At 33.6% G+C, this 15,519-nt stretch carries 14 protein-coding genes and 1 pseudogene; 5 read left to right on the forward strand and 10 right to left on the reverse strand.

Annotation, left to right across the window (positions count from 1 at the left end):
• Positions 1 to 244 precede the first annotated feature (244 nt).
• The 4 genes from JQN76_RS02820 to JQN76_RS02835 form a co-directional block, all read right to left on the reverse strand.
• A complete protein-coding gene (locus tag JQN76_RS02820) occupies positions 245 to 1,420 on the reverse strand; it encodes a spr1629 family repressor/antitoxin (protein WP_000469831.1) in 1,176 nt (391 codons plus the stop codon).
• Between the two features lie 5 nt (positions 1,421 to 1,425).
• On the reverse strand, positions 1,426 to 2,193 hold the full coding sequence (locus JQN76_RS02825) for a spr1630 family ClpXP-sensitive toxin (protein WP_000447781.1): 768 nt from the start codon (positions 2,191 to 2,193) through the stop codon (positions 1,426 to 1,428).
• 156 nt (positions 2,194 to 2,349) lie between these two features.
• A complete protein-coding gene (locus tag JQN76_RS02830) occupies positions 2,350 to 3,885 on the reverse strand; it encodes a bifunctional metallophosphatase/5'-nucleotidase (protein WP_000065026.1) in 1,536 nt (511 codons plus the stop codon).
• A 50-nt stretch (positions 3,886 to 3,935) separates the two neighbouring features.
• Positions 3,936 to 5,480, reverse strand: a complete 1,545-nt coding sequence (locus JQN76_RS02835) for a hypothetical protein (protein ID WP_000725603.1) — start codon at positions 5,478 to 5,480, stop codon at positions 3,936 to 3,938.
• Positions 5,481 to 5,708: 228 nt separating this feature from the next.
• Here JQN76_RS02835 and JQN76_RS02840 point away from each other — a divergent pair, with 228 nt between their 5' ends.
• The 4 genes from JQN76_RS02840 (at position 5,709) to phnE (JQN76_RS02855) (ending at position 9,247) form a co-directional block, all read left to right on the forward strand.
• The gene (locus JQN76_RS02840) at positions 5,709 to 6,665 is read left to right on the forward strand and encodes a phosphate/phosphite/phosphonate ABC transporter substrate-binding protein (RefSeq protein ID WP_000787672.1); all 957 of its coding nucleotides are present in this window, start codon (positions 5,709 to 5,711) and stop codon (positions 6,663 to 6,665) included.
• A 194-nt stretch (positions 6,666 to 6,859) separates the two neighbouring features.
• Complete coding sequence (phnC, locus tag JQN76_RS02845) at positions 6,860 to 7,633, forward strand: phosphonate ABC transporter ATP-binding protein (RefSeq protein WP_000078092.1); 774 nt, start codon at positions 6,860 to 6,862, stop codon at positions 7,631 to 7,633.
• A gap of 1 nt (position 7,634) precedes the next feature.
• Positions 7,635 to 8,435, forward strand: a complete 801-nt coding sequence (gene phnE / locus JQN76_RS02850) for a phosphonate ABC transporter, permease protein PhnE (RefSeq protein ID WP_001127863.1) — start codon at positions 7,635 to 7,637, stop codon at positions 8,433 to 8,435.
• A complete protein-coding gene (gene phnE, locus JQN76_RS02855; protein WP_000191092.1) occupies positions 8,432 to 9,247 on the forward strand; it encodes a phosphonate ABC transporter, permease protein PhnE in 816 nt (271 codons plus the stop codon). Before phnE (JQN76_RS02850) ends, phnE (JQN76_RS02855) begins: the two co-directional genes overlap by 4 nt.
• A 130-nt stretch (positions 9,248 to 9,377) precedes the next feature.
• Here phnE (JQN76_RS02855) and deoB read toward each other — a convergent pair whose 3' ends face one another.
• The 4 genes from deoB to deoD all read right to left on the reverse strand — a co-directional run bounded on the left by deoB (position 9,378) and on the right by deoD (position 13,393).
• A complete protein-coding gene (deoB, locus tag JQN76_RS02860) occupies positions 9,378 to 10,556 on the reverse strand; it encodes a phosphopentomutase (RefSeq protein ID WP_000197808.1) in 1,179 nt (392 codons plus the stop codon).
• A gap of 27 nt (positions 10,557 to 10,583) precedes the next feature.
• A complete protein-coding gene (gene deoC / locus JQN76_RS02865) occupies positions 10,584 to 11,246 on the reverse strand; it encodes a deoxyribose-phosphate aldolase (protein ID WP_000667269.1) in 663 nt (220 codons plus the stop codon).
• Positions 11,247 to 11,326: 80 nt separating this feature from the next.
• Positions 11,327 to 12,679 (reverse strand): tetracycline efflux MFS transporter Tet(38), encoded by a 1,353-nt coding sequence (gene tet(38), locus JQN76_RS02870; protein WP_001100300.1) that lies wholly within the window; start codon positions 12,677 to 12,679, stop codon positions 11,327 to 11,329.
• Positions 12,680 to 12,685: 6 nt separating this feature from the next.
• A complete protein-coding gene (gene deoD / locus JQN76_RS02875; RefSeq protein ID WP_000843287.1) occupies positions 12,686 to 13,393 on the reverse strand; it encodes a purine-nucleoside phosphorylase in 708 nt (235 codons plus the stop codon).
• 235 nt (positions 13,394 to 13,628) lie between these two features.
• Between deoD and JQN76_RS02880 the strand changes: the two genes are divergently transcribed.
• Positions 13,629 to 14,384: a GntR family transcriptional regulator gene (locus JQN76_RS02880; RefSeq protein WP_001789411.1), complete on the forward strand. Its 756-nt coding sequence runs from the start codon at positions 13,629 to 13,631 to the stop codon at positions 14,382 to 14,384.
• Between the two features lie 190 nt (positions 14,385 to 14,574).
• Here the strand turns inward: JQN76_RS02880 and JQN76_RS14290 are convergent, their stop codons facing one another.
• Both JQN76_RS14290 and JQN76_RS02885 read right to left on the reverse strand, forming a co-directional pair.
• On the reverse strand, positions 14,575 to 14,808 hold the full coding sequence (locus JQN76_RS14290) for an LPXTG cell wall anchor domain-containing protein (RefSeq protein ID WP_306008886.1): 234 nt from the start codon (positions 14,806 to 14,808) through the stop codon (positions 14,575 to 14,577).
• Positions 14,699 to 15,300: pseudogene (locus JQN76_RS02885) on the reverse strand (hypothetical protein). The gene JQN76_RS14290 and the pseudogene JQN76_RS02885 overlap by 110 nt, the downstream one beginning before the upstream one ends.
• Positions 15,301 to 15,519 lie beyond the last annotated feature (219 nt).

Genomic DNA, 15,519 nt, shown 5'->3' on the forward strand with positions numbered 1-15,519 from the left:
TTCATGAAATCATTGTTATTTCGGTGTTTTTAGAATGATTTTATAATCATAATTTTTTCAATGACATAATTTATTCATAATTATATATTTAATTCTGAATATTCTTTAATAGCCTAAAAAGCTTGTTATATCGCACAAAACACAACATTAAAAGGTCCTTGTCGCTACCTATCAACAGATGTTACACAAAAAAACTCGAACTGAAATGATGATCTTTTCAGCTCGAGTTTTAAATATTGGTGCCTTATTTATATAGATTCGTTATATTATATTCTCTATTTTCATTAACATAATCCTTAAAGAGTTTTAAATTAATACCTGCTAGATGATTCAAAAATGTTTCATCGACTTTTAAATAATTCAATAATTTTTGTGGTGTCAGTAAATTTCTATCAAAATACAACTTTAATAAACTATTCATTTTGACAGGACGTGACATTTCAATCACGTCGTCTAAAGGCTCTTTACTTTTATAGCCTTTTTTATTTAATGATGCCCAAAAATATCTGTACTGAGTACTAGACATTAGGCCTAGATAATACGCTCTCATTGCAATTGCTTGTATAGAAACATACCATTTTTCTTTCAATACAGCTAAATAGTCAGGATTTGATTTTTTGGTCATTTGATCAAAGTCTTTTTTAAACGCTTCTTCAGGTAGTAAAAATTCAGAGGCGAAAATATCTGCCTCATGTTCAATTGTCTTATATTCTTCAGGAGATAATAAGTCGAATTGAATATGACGATGTAGAACGAGATGTCCCAGCTCATGTGCAAGATCAAAATTCCTTCTAACTGCTACCCCCTTATTTGTACCCAGTATAATAAAAGGTGTCTGATCTTTACTCCAAAAACTATATGCGTCTATGCTATCATTAATTCGCTTTTCGTATATAACTATACCCGCTTTTTCAAGTATAAATAATAGTGCTTCGTTGCTTTCATCTTGAAGAATTTTAGCCCTCACAACTTTAGCAATTTCTTTTATGCTTTCTTTTTTATTTAGTGATTCTAAATTGCCATTCAACAATTCATCTAAATTATTTATTAAAGATAAAATAATATTATCCGGTATCGTTACAAAAGAAAATAAGTAGCTAGTTAAATTAGATAAATACATTGCTTGATAATATTGCTTATTTAATAGTTTCGTAGATACTTTATAATTTTTTGCTCTAAAAGCTATACTATGTTTATCGACAGAATTTATTAGGAGCTCTTCGGGCTGCTCGCTAATAAAGTAGCTAGATTTAACATTAAAAATAGATGTCATATCATAAATTTTACTAATTTCTGGCATCATATTTTTTGTTTCATATTGCCAAATTGCTTGTTCACTCACATTTATTTTTTCTGATAATTCTTTTCTACTTAGAGCATTAAGCTTTCTCACGTATTCTAAATTCTTGCCAATAAACATTAACTTCACCTTTCACTTTCAATCATATCGTTACCTTCATCGATACTGATACCAAATGCATGTTCCACATCTATGAGTTCTAACTCTCCATCGTTTTTAAGTACTTCTAACTCTTCTTCGTCAATATGATAATCTTCTCTTTCTACTATTACTTTATCTAACAATGGTGTCAAATCATCAACCATAATTGCAGAATTTGTTTCTGGATTTGGCAACCATTGTTTGATTGCAGCTAATTGCTTTGATTCTTTATCAATACGATATGTAATAATTAAAAAATAAGAATTAATATCTCTATTACTGCCTTCTTTTATATTAAATAATATACTATCTGCAGTCATTTGATGCCTAATTTCAAAATCTTCTCCAACAGTATCAAAATTAATATCCGTATTCTTAGCCATAAGTACCTCTAGATAGTTTTTACTTTTTGGATTTTTATCAGCAACTAAACTCTTCCCTACGCTTACATTTTTTTCATCAAAGTAATCTTCATTTTTCAATATAAACATGATATTATTTTTCTCTTCATCCTTATTAAATATAAACTTTAAATACTTCCATGATGGTCCAGCATTTTCTTTAATATACTTAACAAAATTTTCCAAATGCTTAGCAACTTGATTTTCAATATGATTAGATTTGGTGTACACATAGGCATCACTAATCACCATACGTTTCTTGACTTCATTTCTCTCATTAACATAGTCCTTATATCCCGCGATAATTCCTTTAACAATAGATTCTCTTACTTCTTGTTTAATTGTTTCCAAATTAATCACTTCATAATATTAAGTTATATAAAATATAAGCCTTGTTTTTTGTAAAATCAACATTTTTCTTAAAGTATATTGGTGTTTATGAGTGATTAGTTTAAATAAAAACAAAAACTTACCCGATTAAAATCAAGTAAGTTTTACATATATCCGTCACTTTTCAACTTTAAAATCAACAACTTGCGGGATGCGCATCAATTTATTATTTGATAAAAAATCAATAAGTAGTTGTGCGCCTTCAACTTGAATATCTTTTACAACTGGCGCGTCGATATACATATCATACTGACCACCGCCAACTGCACGATAATTATTTACACAAATTGTATATGTCTGTTTTAAATCAACTGCGTGACCTTGTATCATCATATTGCTCACACGTTGTCCCTTTGGTCTTCCAACATGAATGGTATAACTTACGCCACCATATATATCATAATTAAAGTGTTGTGGTTTGGGTTCAAGGAAGTCTGCGCTCACACTTACTTCATCATTTTTCACGTCAAAATATTCTGCTGATCGTTCAATGGCTTCTTTAAGTTTGGCACCACTTACAGCTAAAACTTTAAATGTATTTGGAAATGGGTAATTGTTAATAACATCTCGCATCGTCACGACTTGCTTGAAACCACTAGCAGAATCAAACAAAGCTGTACAGGCAACATCTGCACCACTTTTTTCTAAAAAAGCGTAATTCATAAAATTAGTAAAAGGATGCGGTGCCACACGTGCCTCAAATGCATGATTAATCGTCATATCATATGGCAATGTAGTAATTTCGTAATCTAACCAGTCCTCTAACTGCTTTCGTAAATGTTGGTCATCTTCATCAATAGTAAATGTGGAATCATCTATAACAGGAAGTAATTCACATGATTCAACGGATACATTTTCATATTCATCAGTACTCAAGACAACTTTGCCTACAGTTGTACCTCTCGTACCAGGTTGAATCACAGCCGTTTGCTTAAATCTTTCAGCAATTTGTCGATGTTGGTGACCCGTAATAAAGATATCTATATCTTTAGAAAACGCTTCTAACATGGCATATCCTTCATTTTCACCCGTTAATACTTCGGTCGGCGTACCACTTTCTAAATCCTTTTCAAATCCACCATGGTAACAAACCACAATGATATCTGCATGTCGCTTCATTTCAGGTAAGTATTGTTGAAGTATTTCAAAAGCACTATGAAACGTAAGTGACTGAATATGCTCTGGTTGTTCCCAATGGGGAATAAATTGTGTCGTTAAACCTATCACACCAACCGTTTGATCTCCAACCTGAAAATACTTCACACCGTTATCAGTCAATGTACTATCATTTTCATATATATTAGCGCACAAAACTGGATAATTGAGTCTGCGTAAAGTGTCTTTTAAGTATGGCAATCCATAATTAAATTCATGATTACCAAGCGTACCAAAGTCGAATGCCATTCGATTATAAAAATCAACTAAAAGCTGGCTACTGCCGCTATGCGCGATTAAGTAATTACAAAATGGTGACCCTTGCAAAAAATCACCATTATCTATTTTAAAACTTTGGTCATACTGCCTTCTGTCTTGTTCTATAACATGATTCGCTAGTAACAATCCCATAGGTTGATATTGATTTCTACTCGTAAAATCTGTTGGGAAAATATAACCATGTACGTCACTCACGACATAAAATGCTATGTTTGACATCCTCACTCACTCCTTCAATCACAAACATCTTTCTTATTTCTATTATATATTTATTTGAAGTCTGTTGTAATCAAGGTTTTGTCACCGAGTTTTAAACGAATCTTTGAACCTTCCATACTTTCAAGTACTTTAGCATTGACCTTAATTGTGACATTTCCGTTTTCATCTGCTTTAACTGTTGGCAAAGTACTGTAACCTGGTGGGTTATAATCGTTATCTTTACTTGAAAATTGTCCGATTTGACGTCCGCCTTCTTTGTAAATACCAACTCTAAGATTTTCAAGTGTTTGATTTGCTTCAAATCCTTTTAAATGTATTGTCATTTCAAATGGCTCATTTACAGAAACATTTTGCGGGATATCAAATGTTACTTTTTCGTTCTGATTTGGTGGCGTATGATCATCTGGTGTGTTTGGCTGAGGATCTGCGCCTTTTTCGCTGCCATAACTACCTGCTTTAAATGTTGTTGGATCATACCATTTATAACCACTCGGCGGTTGTGACCATGGCTCTTTTTCAGGCTCAGTTGAACGCTCTGGTCGTTCAAAATCAAGCAACTTAGTCTTTGTATCTAATGTTAGGCCACTCGCCTTAAGTGATTTCCCATCATTATCTTTAGACATCCAAGCCGTTATATTATTTAATAGCTTACCGTTGTCTTGTTCTTTAAAACCATCATATGTTTTCTTCTTTTCTCCATTATCTTCTCTTACATATTTGGGCGAACTATCTTCCACAAGTGATGAATCACCGATAAATGCTGCTTTACCTTTTCCAACTTTAGAAATTGCTACATAGGGGCCTTCTGCTTTACCGCCCCCATTATAAATACCTTGATCTACAGCATGTGACCATTTACTTTTCGCTGGCAATTGTTCTGGTGTATACACAATACCTTTTGCTTTCTCTGGATTAGTAATTGCTAATGTCGATCCGGCATGCATAGAGACAGATTTCACACCTTCAGTAATACCGAAACTTTCTTTTGAAGAAACAATATTGCTCGTATTTAAATCACCTAGTGCATTATATCGAAAACGTACGCCAAAGTTTGTAGATAACCAATCTGAACTTTTCACACCTTGCATTGCAGTAGAACTTTTTTCTTCTGCATTCATACCTTTCGACATATCTTCATATGCTCCACGTCGATAACCATTCATTGCCTCCGATGAATCAATACGATTTAAATTTCGGTCAGCATTGTAATGATCTGAAATAAAGACAACATTGCCACCTTGTTTCACATAGTTAACAATTGCTGCCTGTTCTGATTCTTTGAAAGGAATGTTAGCCTCAGGAATTACAAATATTTTGGAACTTTTCAAACTTGCTTCTGTTATGTTCGAATGACCATCAATAGCTTTAACGTCATAACCTTGTTTTTGTATTGAATCCGCATAATCTGAAAATGCACCATCACTAACCCAATCTGCAGCACCAGCTGTTTGACCATGAGAACGATCGAATAATACCGTTCGCTGTTGCTTTGTAGGTTGCGATTCATGCGTTATAGCTAAAGATTGCGGTAAAGCACTTAATGATACCGTTGCAACAATTGCAGAGACAGTTAATGACTTATATATTTTTTTCATTTTGTGAGGCTCCTTTTAAAATAAATTTGTTCTTGAATTATAGGATAAAAATTCGTTGCATATGAGCAATTTAACGAAAAGTTTACAAAATCTTATCAAACTCTTAAAGAAAGTTATTAAAATTCATTTTTATAAAATACTTTTTCACATTTAAATGTGGTACGCTATAAGTGTAATTTCATTGCATACATATTACACGATTAAGAATGTGAAGGGGACAGTTATCAAATGAAAAATTTTAAGTGTTTATTTGTATTAATGTTAGCAGTCATTGTTTTTGCAGCAGCATGTGGAAACTCAAGTTCTTTAGATAATCAAAAGAACGCTAGTAATGATTCGGATTCTAAATCAGGAGGATACAAACCTAAAGAATTAACAGTACAATTTGTACCTTCGCAAAATGCTGGAACATTAGAGGCTAAAGCAAAACCATTAGAAAAATTACTATCTAAAGAATTAGGAATTCCAGTTAAAGTGTCTGTATCAACTAACTACAATACAATTGTTGAAGCTATGAAGTCTAAAAAAGTTGATGTTGGTTTCTTACCACCAACGGCATACACATTAGCACATGATCAAAAAGCAGCTGATTTATTATTACAAGCACAACGTTTTGGTGTAAAAGAAGATGGTTCAGCAAGTAAAGAACTTGTAGATAGTTATAAATCAGAAATTCTTGTTAAAAAAGACTCAAAAATTAAAAGCTTGAAAGATTTAAAAGGTAAGAAAATTGCCTTACAAGATGTAACATCAACTGCTGGATATACATTCCCACTTGCGATGTTAAAAAACGAAGCAGGTATTAATGCAACTAAAGATATGAAAATTGTGAATGTTAAAGGTCATGACCAAGCAGTTATCTCATTATTAAATGGAGATGTAGATGCTGCGGCTGTATTTAACGATGCACGTAATACTGTGAAAAAAGACCAACCAAATGTATTTAAAGACACACGAATTTTAAAATTAACACAAGCTATTCCGAATGACACAATTTCTGTAAGACCAGATATGGATAAAGATTTCCAAGAAAAATTGAAAAAAGCTTTTATAGACATTGCTAAATCAAAAGAAGGTCACAAAATTATTAGCGAAGTTTATTCACATGAAGGATACACAGAAACGAAAGATTCAAATTTCGACATTGTAAGAGAGTACGAAAAATTAGTTAAAGATATGAAATAATCATTATCGAATTTGGTATTAAAAGCTTTCGTTCAATAGATATATTCTAGATTAATATTGAAAAGCTAGGCGCTAAACTGAAACAGATATAGAAAGGTGTCGCTGTACATTTGAAACCATTTGTACACAGAAACCCAATGTCTATGATATTTCAGTTTACCTTGGCTTTTCTTTATTAAAGAAAGGTGTCAAACATGAGTCAAATCGAATTTAAAAACGTCAGTAAAGTCTATCCTAACGGTCATGTAGGCTTGAAAAATATTAACTTAAATATTGAAAAAGGTGAATTTGCAGTCATTGTCGGACTATCTGGTGCTGGGAAATCCACGTTATTAAGATCTGTAAATCGTTTGCATGATATCACGTCAGGTGAAATTTTCATCCAAGGTAAATCAATCACTAAAGCCCATGGTAAAGCATTATTAGAAATGCGCCGAAATATAGGTATGATTTTCCAACATTTTAATTTAGTTAAACGGTCAAGTGTATTACGAAATGTACTAAGTGGACGTGTAGGTTATCACCCTACTTGGAAAATGGTATTAGGTTTATTTCCAAAAGAAGACAAAATTAAAGCAATGGATGCACTAGAACGGGTCAACATCTTAGATAAATATAATCAACGCTCTGATGAATTATCAGGTGGCCAACAACAACGTATATCTATTGCACGTGCGCTATGCCAAGAATCCGAAATTATTCTTGCAGATGAACCAGTTGCTTCATTAGACCCATTAACAACGAAACAGGTTATGGATGATTTAAGAAAAATCAACCAAGAATTAGGCATTACAATTTTAATTAATTTACATTTTGTTGACTTGGCAAAAGAATATGGCACACGCATCATTGGTTTACGTGATGGTGAAGTTGTCTATGATGGTCCTGCATCTGAAGCAACAGATGACGTATTTAGTGAAATATATGGACGTACAATTAAAGAAGATGAAAAGCTAGGAGTGAACTAACATGCCTTTAGAAACACCTACAAAGTATGACTCCCTTTTAAAGAAAAAGGTTTCTTTAAAAACGAGTTTTACCTTCATGTTAATCATCGTGCTTATCATTTGGAGCTTCATTTATACGGGGTTTAATTTTGGAGATTTAATGATAGGAATACCTCAAATAGGTGATCTATTCAAACAAATGATTCCACCTGATTTCGAGTATTTACAACAAATTACAACGCCAATGTTAGATACCATTCGAATGGCTATCGTAAGTACAGTATTAGGTAGCATCGTTTCAATACCAATTGCGTTATTATGTGCTAGCAATATCGTTCATCAAAAGTGGATTTCAATACCCTCGCGTTTTATTTTAAATATAGTTCGTACTATACCGGATTTGCTATTAGCAGCAATCTTTGTGGCGGTATTTGGAATCGGTCAAATTCCAGGGATATTAGCATTGTTTATTTTAACTATCTGTATTATTGGAAAATTATTATATGAATCATTGGAAACGATAGATCCAGGTCCAATGGAAGCAATGACGGCTGTTGGTGCTAATAAAATAAAATGGATTGTTTTCGGTGTTGTACCACAAGCCATATCGTCATTTATGTCATACGTATTATATGCATTTGAAGTAAATATACGTGCTTCAGCTGTGCTTGGATTAGTCGGCGCTGGCGGTATTGGATTGTTTTATGATCAAACACTTGGTTTATTTCAATATCCAAAAACAGCAACGATTATTTTATTTACTTTAGTTATCGTCGTCGTCATTGATTACATCAGTACGAAAGTGAGGGCACATCTCGCATGACACAGGAAATAGCAAAATATAATGTTCACACAAAAGCACACAAACGAAAATTGATTAAAAGATGGCTTATTGCAATTGTCGTCTTAGCTATTATCATATGGGCATTTGCAGGTGTACCAAGTTTAGAACTTAAAAGTAAATCATTAGAAATCTTAAAATCCATATTCAGCGGATTATTCCATCCTGACATCAGCTATATCTATATACCAGATGGCGAAGACTTATTACGTGGTTTACTTGAAACCTTTGCGATAGCCGTTGTAGGTACTTTCATCGCCGCAATTATCTGTATTCCATTAGCATTTCTAGGTGCAAATAATATGGTAAAACTACGCCCAGTTTCAGGTGTTAGCAAATTTATTTTAAGTGTTATACGTGTCTTCCCAGAAATTGTAATGGCACTTATATTTATCAAAGCTGTTGGCCCAGGTTCATTTTCAGGTGTATTAGCTTTAGGTATCCATTCCGTAGGTATGCTTGGGAAACTTTTAGCTGAAGATATTGAAGGTCTAGATTTCAGTGCTGTAGAATCATTAAAGGCCAGTGGTGCGAATAAAATTAAAACACTCGTATTTGCAGTCATACCACAAATTATGCCTGCCTTTCTATCACTCATACTTTATCGCTTTGAACTAAACTTACGTTCAGCTTCTATACTGGGGCTAATTGGGGCTGGTGGTATCGGGACACCACTCATATTTGCCATTCAAACACGTTCTTGGGACCGTGTAGGTATTATATTAATCGGTTTAGTACTAATGGTCGCAATTGTCGATTTAATTTCCGGTTCAATCCGAAAACGTATTGTTTAACATTAAATCAGGATACTCCTAAATAAGAGGTCCTACCGTCTTACGTTTCTCTATTATAATAAAAACAGCAGTGAAGAAAACTATTGTTATAGTTAACTTCACTGCTGTTTTTATAATATCTAAATTTATTCTATTTCAATTCCTTTAAATAACTTTTACCGAACTCTGGTAATGTTACGTTGAAATTATCTGCTATAGTTGCACCGATAGAACTGAATGTAGTATCACTTTCTAGTGCGTGACCACCTTTAAATTTCGGACTGTACATAATTACTGGGATATATTCTCTCGTATGGTCCGTACCTGGCGCTGTCGGGTCATTACCATGGTCTGCTGTAATAATTACTAAATCGTCTTCTTTTAAGTTGCTAAACAGTTCTGGCAAGCGATCATCGAAATCTTTAATTGCTTGTGCATAACCTGGTTTATCACGACGATGACCGTATAATGCATCAAAGTCTACTAAGTTTAAGAAGCTAATACCTGTGAAATCTTTCTTAACAATTTTCATCAATTGATCCATACCGTCCATGTTACTCTTCGTACGAACCGCTTCTGTTACACCTTCACCATCATAAATGTCATTAATTTTACCGATGGCAATAACATCATAACCACCGCCTTTCAAATGATCTAAGACAGTTTTACCAAAAGGTTTTAACGCATAGTCATGTCGATTAGATGTACGTGTAAAGTTTCCTGGTTCACCAACATATGGACGTGCGATAATACGACCAATTAAATATTTAGGGTCTTTTGTCAACTCACGAACCTTTTCACAAATATCATATAACTCTTCTAATGGGATAATGTCTTCATGTGCAGCAATTTGCAATACTGGGTCTGCACTTGTATAAACAATTAAGTCACCAGTTTTCATTTGGTGCTCGCCCCACTCATCGATAATTTGCGTACCCGATGCCGGTTTGTTAGCAACAACTTTACGACCTGTCATTTCTTCAATTTGTTGAATTAACTCTTCAGGGAATCCATTAGGGTATACTTTAAAAGGTTGCATAATATTTAATCCCATAATTTCCCAGTGACCAGTCATTGTATCTTTACCAACTGAAGCTTCACTCAATTTAGTATAGTATGCTTCTGGTTGTTCAACTGCATTTACTACTGGTAATTTATCGATGTTCCCTAGACCTAACTTTTCAAGGTTTGGTAAAGTTTGATCGAAACCTTCTAAGGTATGTCTTAAAGTATGTGAACCTTCATCTTTAAAATCAGCTGCGTCTGGCGCTTCACCAATACCTACTGAATCCATTACGATTAAATGTACACGATTAAATGGTCTTGTCATAGCTATCACTCCCAAAATTTATATATATTAGTAATCTGAATCTGCTTCTAAACCTTGCATAATTTGAACACCTGCGCTCGCACCAATACGTGTCGCACCTGCTTCAACCATTTTATTGAAATCTTCTAAATTACGTACGCCACCTGATGCTTTTACTTCTACATCAGCACCTACTGTATCTTTCATTAATTTAACGTCTTCTGCAGTCGCACCGCCACCTGCAAAACCTGTTGAAGTTTTAACGAAGTCCGCACCAGCCGCTTTTGTTAATTCACTCGCTTTTACAATTTCGTCATGGTCCAACAATACCGTCTCAATAATCACTTTTACTGTGTGACCTTTCGCAGCTTTAACCACTGCTTCAATGTCTTGTTGTACATCATCAAAACGTCCATCTTTTAATGCGCCGATGTTGATGACCATGTCAATTTCATCTGCACCATTTTGAATTGCATCTTCTGTTTCAAATGCTTTCGTTGCAGTTGTCGACGCACCTAATGGGAATCCTATTACCGTACAAACGAGCACCTCTGAATCAGCTAGTCGCTCTGCTGCATATTTAACATGTGTTGGATTCACACATACAGATTTAAAATTGTATGCTTTCGCTTCATCGATGATTTGATCGATTTGCGTACGTGTTGACTCAGGCTTCAATAAAGTGTGATCTATATATTTCTCAAATTTCATACTTACTACTCCTCGTGTTATATAATCTCTTTATTTAATTTTACTATAAATACGAATATATCTCGCGAATTTATATCTATTTATTTTTCAGATTGTGTCCAACGATTTAAGCTGACGAATAAAACTAATCCGACAATACTCATTAAACCTAAAATAATTAAAATAATACCGAAATGTGAACTTAATGCATCATTGCCTGGGAAATTTAATGCTTTAAAATCGATTAGAGCCGCAGCAATCGCAATACCTACAGATACCGCCACATTAATAATTAAATTATAAAAACCAATAGCCACACCTGTCATATTAAGATCTATTGTTTTAATGGCTTCGTTAAGTAAAGGTGCATACATTAAAGCAAAGCTACCTGCAAAGAATATCATAGAAATGACGAAGATTGAAATGTGATTACCTACTGCAAATGCAGGTAAAATCAAGCTCAGTGCTATTAAAATAATTGCTGTGATAATCGCTTGTTTTGAATTCAGATATTCGCCGATTTTACCACTTAGTGCACCAACAATGACTGCTACTATATAACCCGGTACTAATAACAGTGATGTTGTGTCTAGTTGCAGATGATAAATTTGCTCCATTATGAATGGGAACGTAAAAATATAACCCAATTGGATAGCATACATTACAAATACTATAAATAAAAATGAAGCATAACGTTTATTTTGGAAAAATGATTTATTTACTAATGGACGTTGCGCATTTTTAATATATAGCGCAAAAACGATAATCGCAATTAAGGCACCAATCATATATAACCAATTAAAGTTCGTAATAAACAGCATGACTGTTGTAGCAATAGTTGCCACTAGAATTAAGCCAACAAAATCTAAATGAGCTTTATTCGTATTATTTTCTTTTGGTAATAATTTAAATAGGAATGGCAACGTAAATACTACGATTAATGCAATTAAAAACATATTTGTCCAGTGTAAATACGTAGAAATAAATCCACCTGATAATGTACCGATAACTAATGACAAGGAATAACTGCTCGTACTTAAGCCAAGGTAAGTCTTCTGGTCCTCTTTAGAAAGATACTTTGCAACATATATCACATATAATGTCTCTGCAGCAGCTAAACCGGCAGTTTGAATAATACGTCCAACTAAAAGTAATGGGAATTGATGTTGGAAAATGTAACCAATAATTGATCCGATAATGATTAATATCACGCCATAAATAAATAGTGTGCGTATACTAATGGCATCAGATAATGAAGCGTATACTACAGCGCCAATACCAATTACTAAACCGGCTAATGTCGCTTGCCAACTTACTGTCGTTACAGATATGTTTAAGTCATCAGCAATGGCTACAGAAATCAATTTAAATGAGTTGTCTATAACCAAACTGAATACAAATAAGAATAATAAAATAGGTACTGCTTTCTTTATTTTAGAATATTCAACATTCATAATCATCTACACCAATGACAGTGCAATTTCAATCATATCTGTAAATGCACGTTCCCTTTCCTCAGGTGTTGTTGACGTTTCATGAATTAAATGATCGCTCACTGTGAACACACCTAATGCTTCGACACCAGCGTAAATTGCATTCATGTATAATGCAGCTGATTCCATTTCTACACCTAAAATACCCATACGCATCCAACGTTCACTCGCTGTTGTATCCGCGTTATAGAAAATATCACTTGATAACACATTACCTACATGATGACGTACACCTTTGTCACGTGCTGTTTCAACTGCTTTTTCTAATAATTGATAAGAAGCAATTGGCGCAAAATGACCTGGTAATTGATATTGTTGAACGTAATTTGAATCAGTAGAGGCACCTTGTGCAATAATCACATCATATAAATCAATGTTTTCTTGCATCGCGCCACAAGAGCCAACGCGAATTAATTTTTTACAACCAAATGTATGAATTAATTCATAAGAGTAAATGCCAATAGATGGCATACCCATACCTGAACCCATGACAGAAACTTTTTTACCTTTATATGTTCCGGTAAAACCAAACATGTTTCGCACTGTATTGAACTGTTCCACATCATCCAAATAAGTGTCTGCAATGAACTTAGCTCTTAACGGATCTCCTGGCAATAGAACCGTTTCTGCAATTTCGACGTCATTCATTGGTTTAATGTGTGGTGTTGATTTCATAAAATATTCCTCCCAATATTTGTATAGTGATTTGTCTATTTGTCTAACCATGTATATAATAATATTTTTTAAAAGCGCTTTCAAGCATTACATTTTGACAATATTAAGAACATTTTACAGTTACAGCTACTAACCTTGTATAAAACTAATTTTCAAAGCCTATCTATATTTAATTTTTATAATTTTTCCAATTCGAGTAAAAATTATTGTATGATGAGAGTGATTAAGTAACTTTATGGAGGTTGTCTACGTGACGCAAACACAACCAAAATTTTTAACGATTTATAATACGTTATATAAAGAAATTCAAATAGGAAAATATCCGAGTGGCCATGCATTACCTACTGAAAAGGAACTTTGTGCGCGCTTTGATGTCAGTCGTATGACTTTGCGCCAAGCTATAAAATTGTTAGCCGAAGATGGCATCGTAGAGAGTACAAGAGGGAAGGGACACTTTGTTATTCCACAAACAAATGCCCAACACGCTTCAAGTATGGATCAATTTAAGCATCCACTTGATCAAATATTGCTAGCTCGCGTATCTATGTCATCAATTAATTATCGTGTTGATTTAGAAAGTGAATATACAAATCATTTGTTTGCAAACCATCCTTCTGCCGTCATTGCAATGGAACGCTATTATCAAAAAAAGGACAATCATTCTAAGCAAGCTGATGCATTTTGCTTTACCTTTATACCGTTAAATGTCATTGACACATTTAAAGTGAATACACAAAACGAAGACGACATGAAGACATTCGTTGAGCAAACGATTTATAGCAATGCATATCAATCAGATTTAAAAATGTCTATTACCAAAGCGCCCCACTTCAAAAATCATAGTCACGTGTTTGATGGTGATACACATTGTTGGCTGATTATTGAAACATTGTACGCACAAACACCTTATCCAATTATGATTAATAAGTGGTATATTCCACAGGAAATATCTGAATTAACACTGACACGTATAAGACAATCGGATTATTAAAATTATTAAAATATAAGAAATTTTTTGATGACTATTTAGGGAGTTGGTAAGAAATGGAAAAGCTTGTTACAAGCGCAATTTCATTCAGTCAACTACTGCCAATATAACATTAGCGAGCCTAGGACATTGATTTATGTCCTAGGCTCGCTCAGATAATCACACGATTTTTCTATTATTAATCGTATTATGTTTATTTATTTGTTGAACGTCGTCTAAATGCTAAGAATAACCCAGATACTAATAGTAGTGCGGCAATACTTGCAGTAAGAATACTTGATGTCATACTTTCACCAGCAGCTGGTAAAACTTTTTTGTTACTTTGGTTCATTTGATGATTTGATGAATGCATATTTGCTTTTGGACTCATCATTTGATGGTTTGATGATTGCATATGACCTTGTTGCATGTGTGGCTGTTGGTTCATGTGTGTGTTCTGATTCATATGGCCTTGTTGACTCATATGACCTGTTTTATTTTGCACCATTTCACTACCACCATGATTAATACCATTTGCATCTACATTCGTTTGATAAAAATTGCCATCTTTTGTTAAAGGTAACGCATGGCCATTCATATCTCTAACAGCATGTGGTTTAAATACCCCTACATTAGTTGTAATTATCACATTGTATTTATCAGCAATATTTTGCGTCGCATCATACAATTTCATATTATAGTCTTGCATATTACTGCCAGCGCTTAATTGGGGTAAAGCTTTCTCTAATTCAGTATATTGTGCTTGCGTCATTCCTTGTGGTACTACTCCGCCATAAGGACGATGATTTTGTACATTTTGGCTTTGTTTATTCGACACATTCATTGAAGTTGTGTCGGCATGCGCATTTTGAAAAGGCATACTTGAGAATACTAAAGTGCTTGTTACAATTAAAGAACCTACTGTTGCTAATTTTTTCATTGTCTTTTCCCCTTATATTACAATTTGATTACATTTACATTATCATATGATTACAAAAGAAATGCAACAAAATTTTTGAATCATTACAATTTTTTATAAAAATTTCACTTTAGATTCACAATAATTACTTATTTTGTCAATTTATTTAATGTCAATATGTTGATTAATTAATAGTGTTGTCTGATGTATATAACATTTAGGTCATCATTATAGTCAACA

Origin of the sequence: Staphylococcus sp. SM3655 (assembly GCF_016917315.1) — a bacterium.
Classification (GTDB): domain Bacteria; phylum Bacillota; class Bacilli; order Staphylococcales; family Staphylococcaceae; genus Staphylococcus; species Staphylococcus aureus.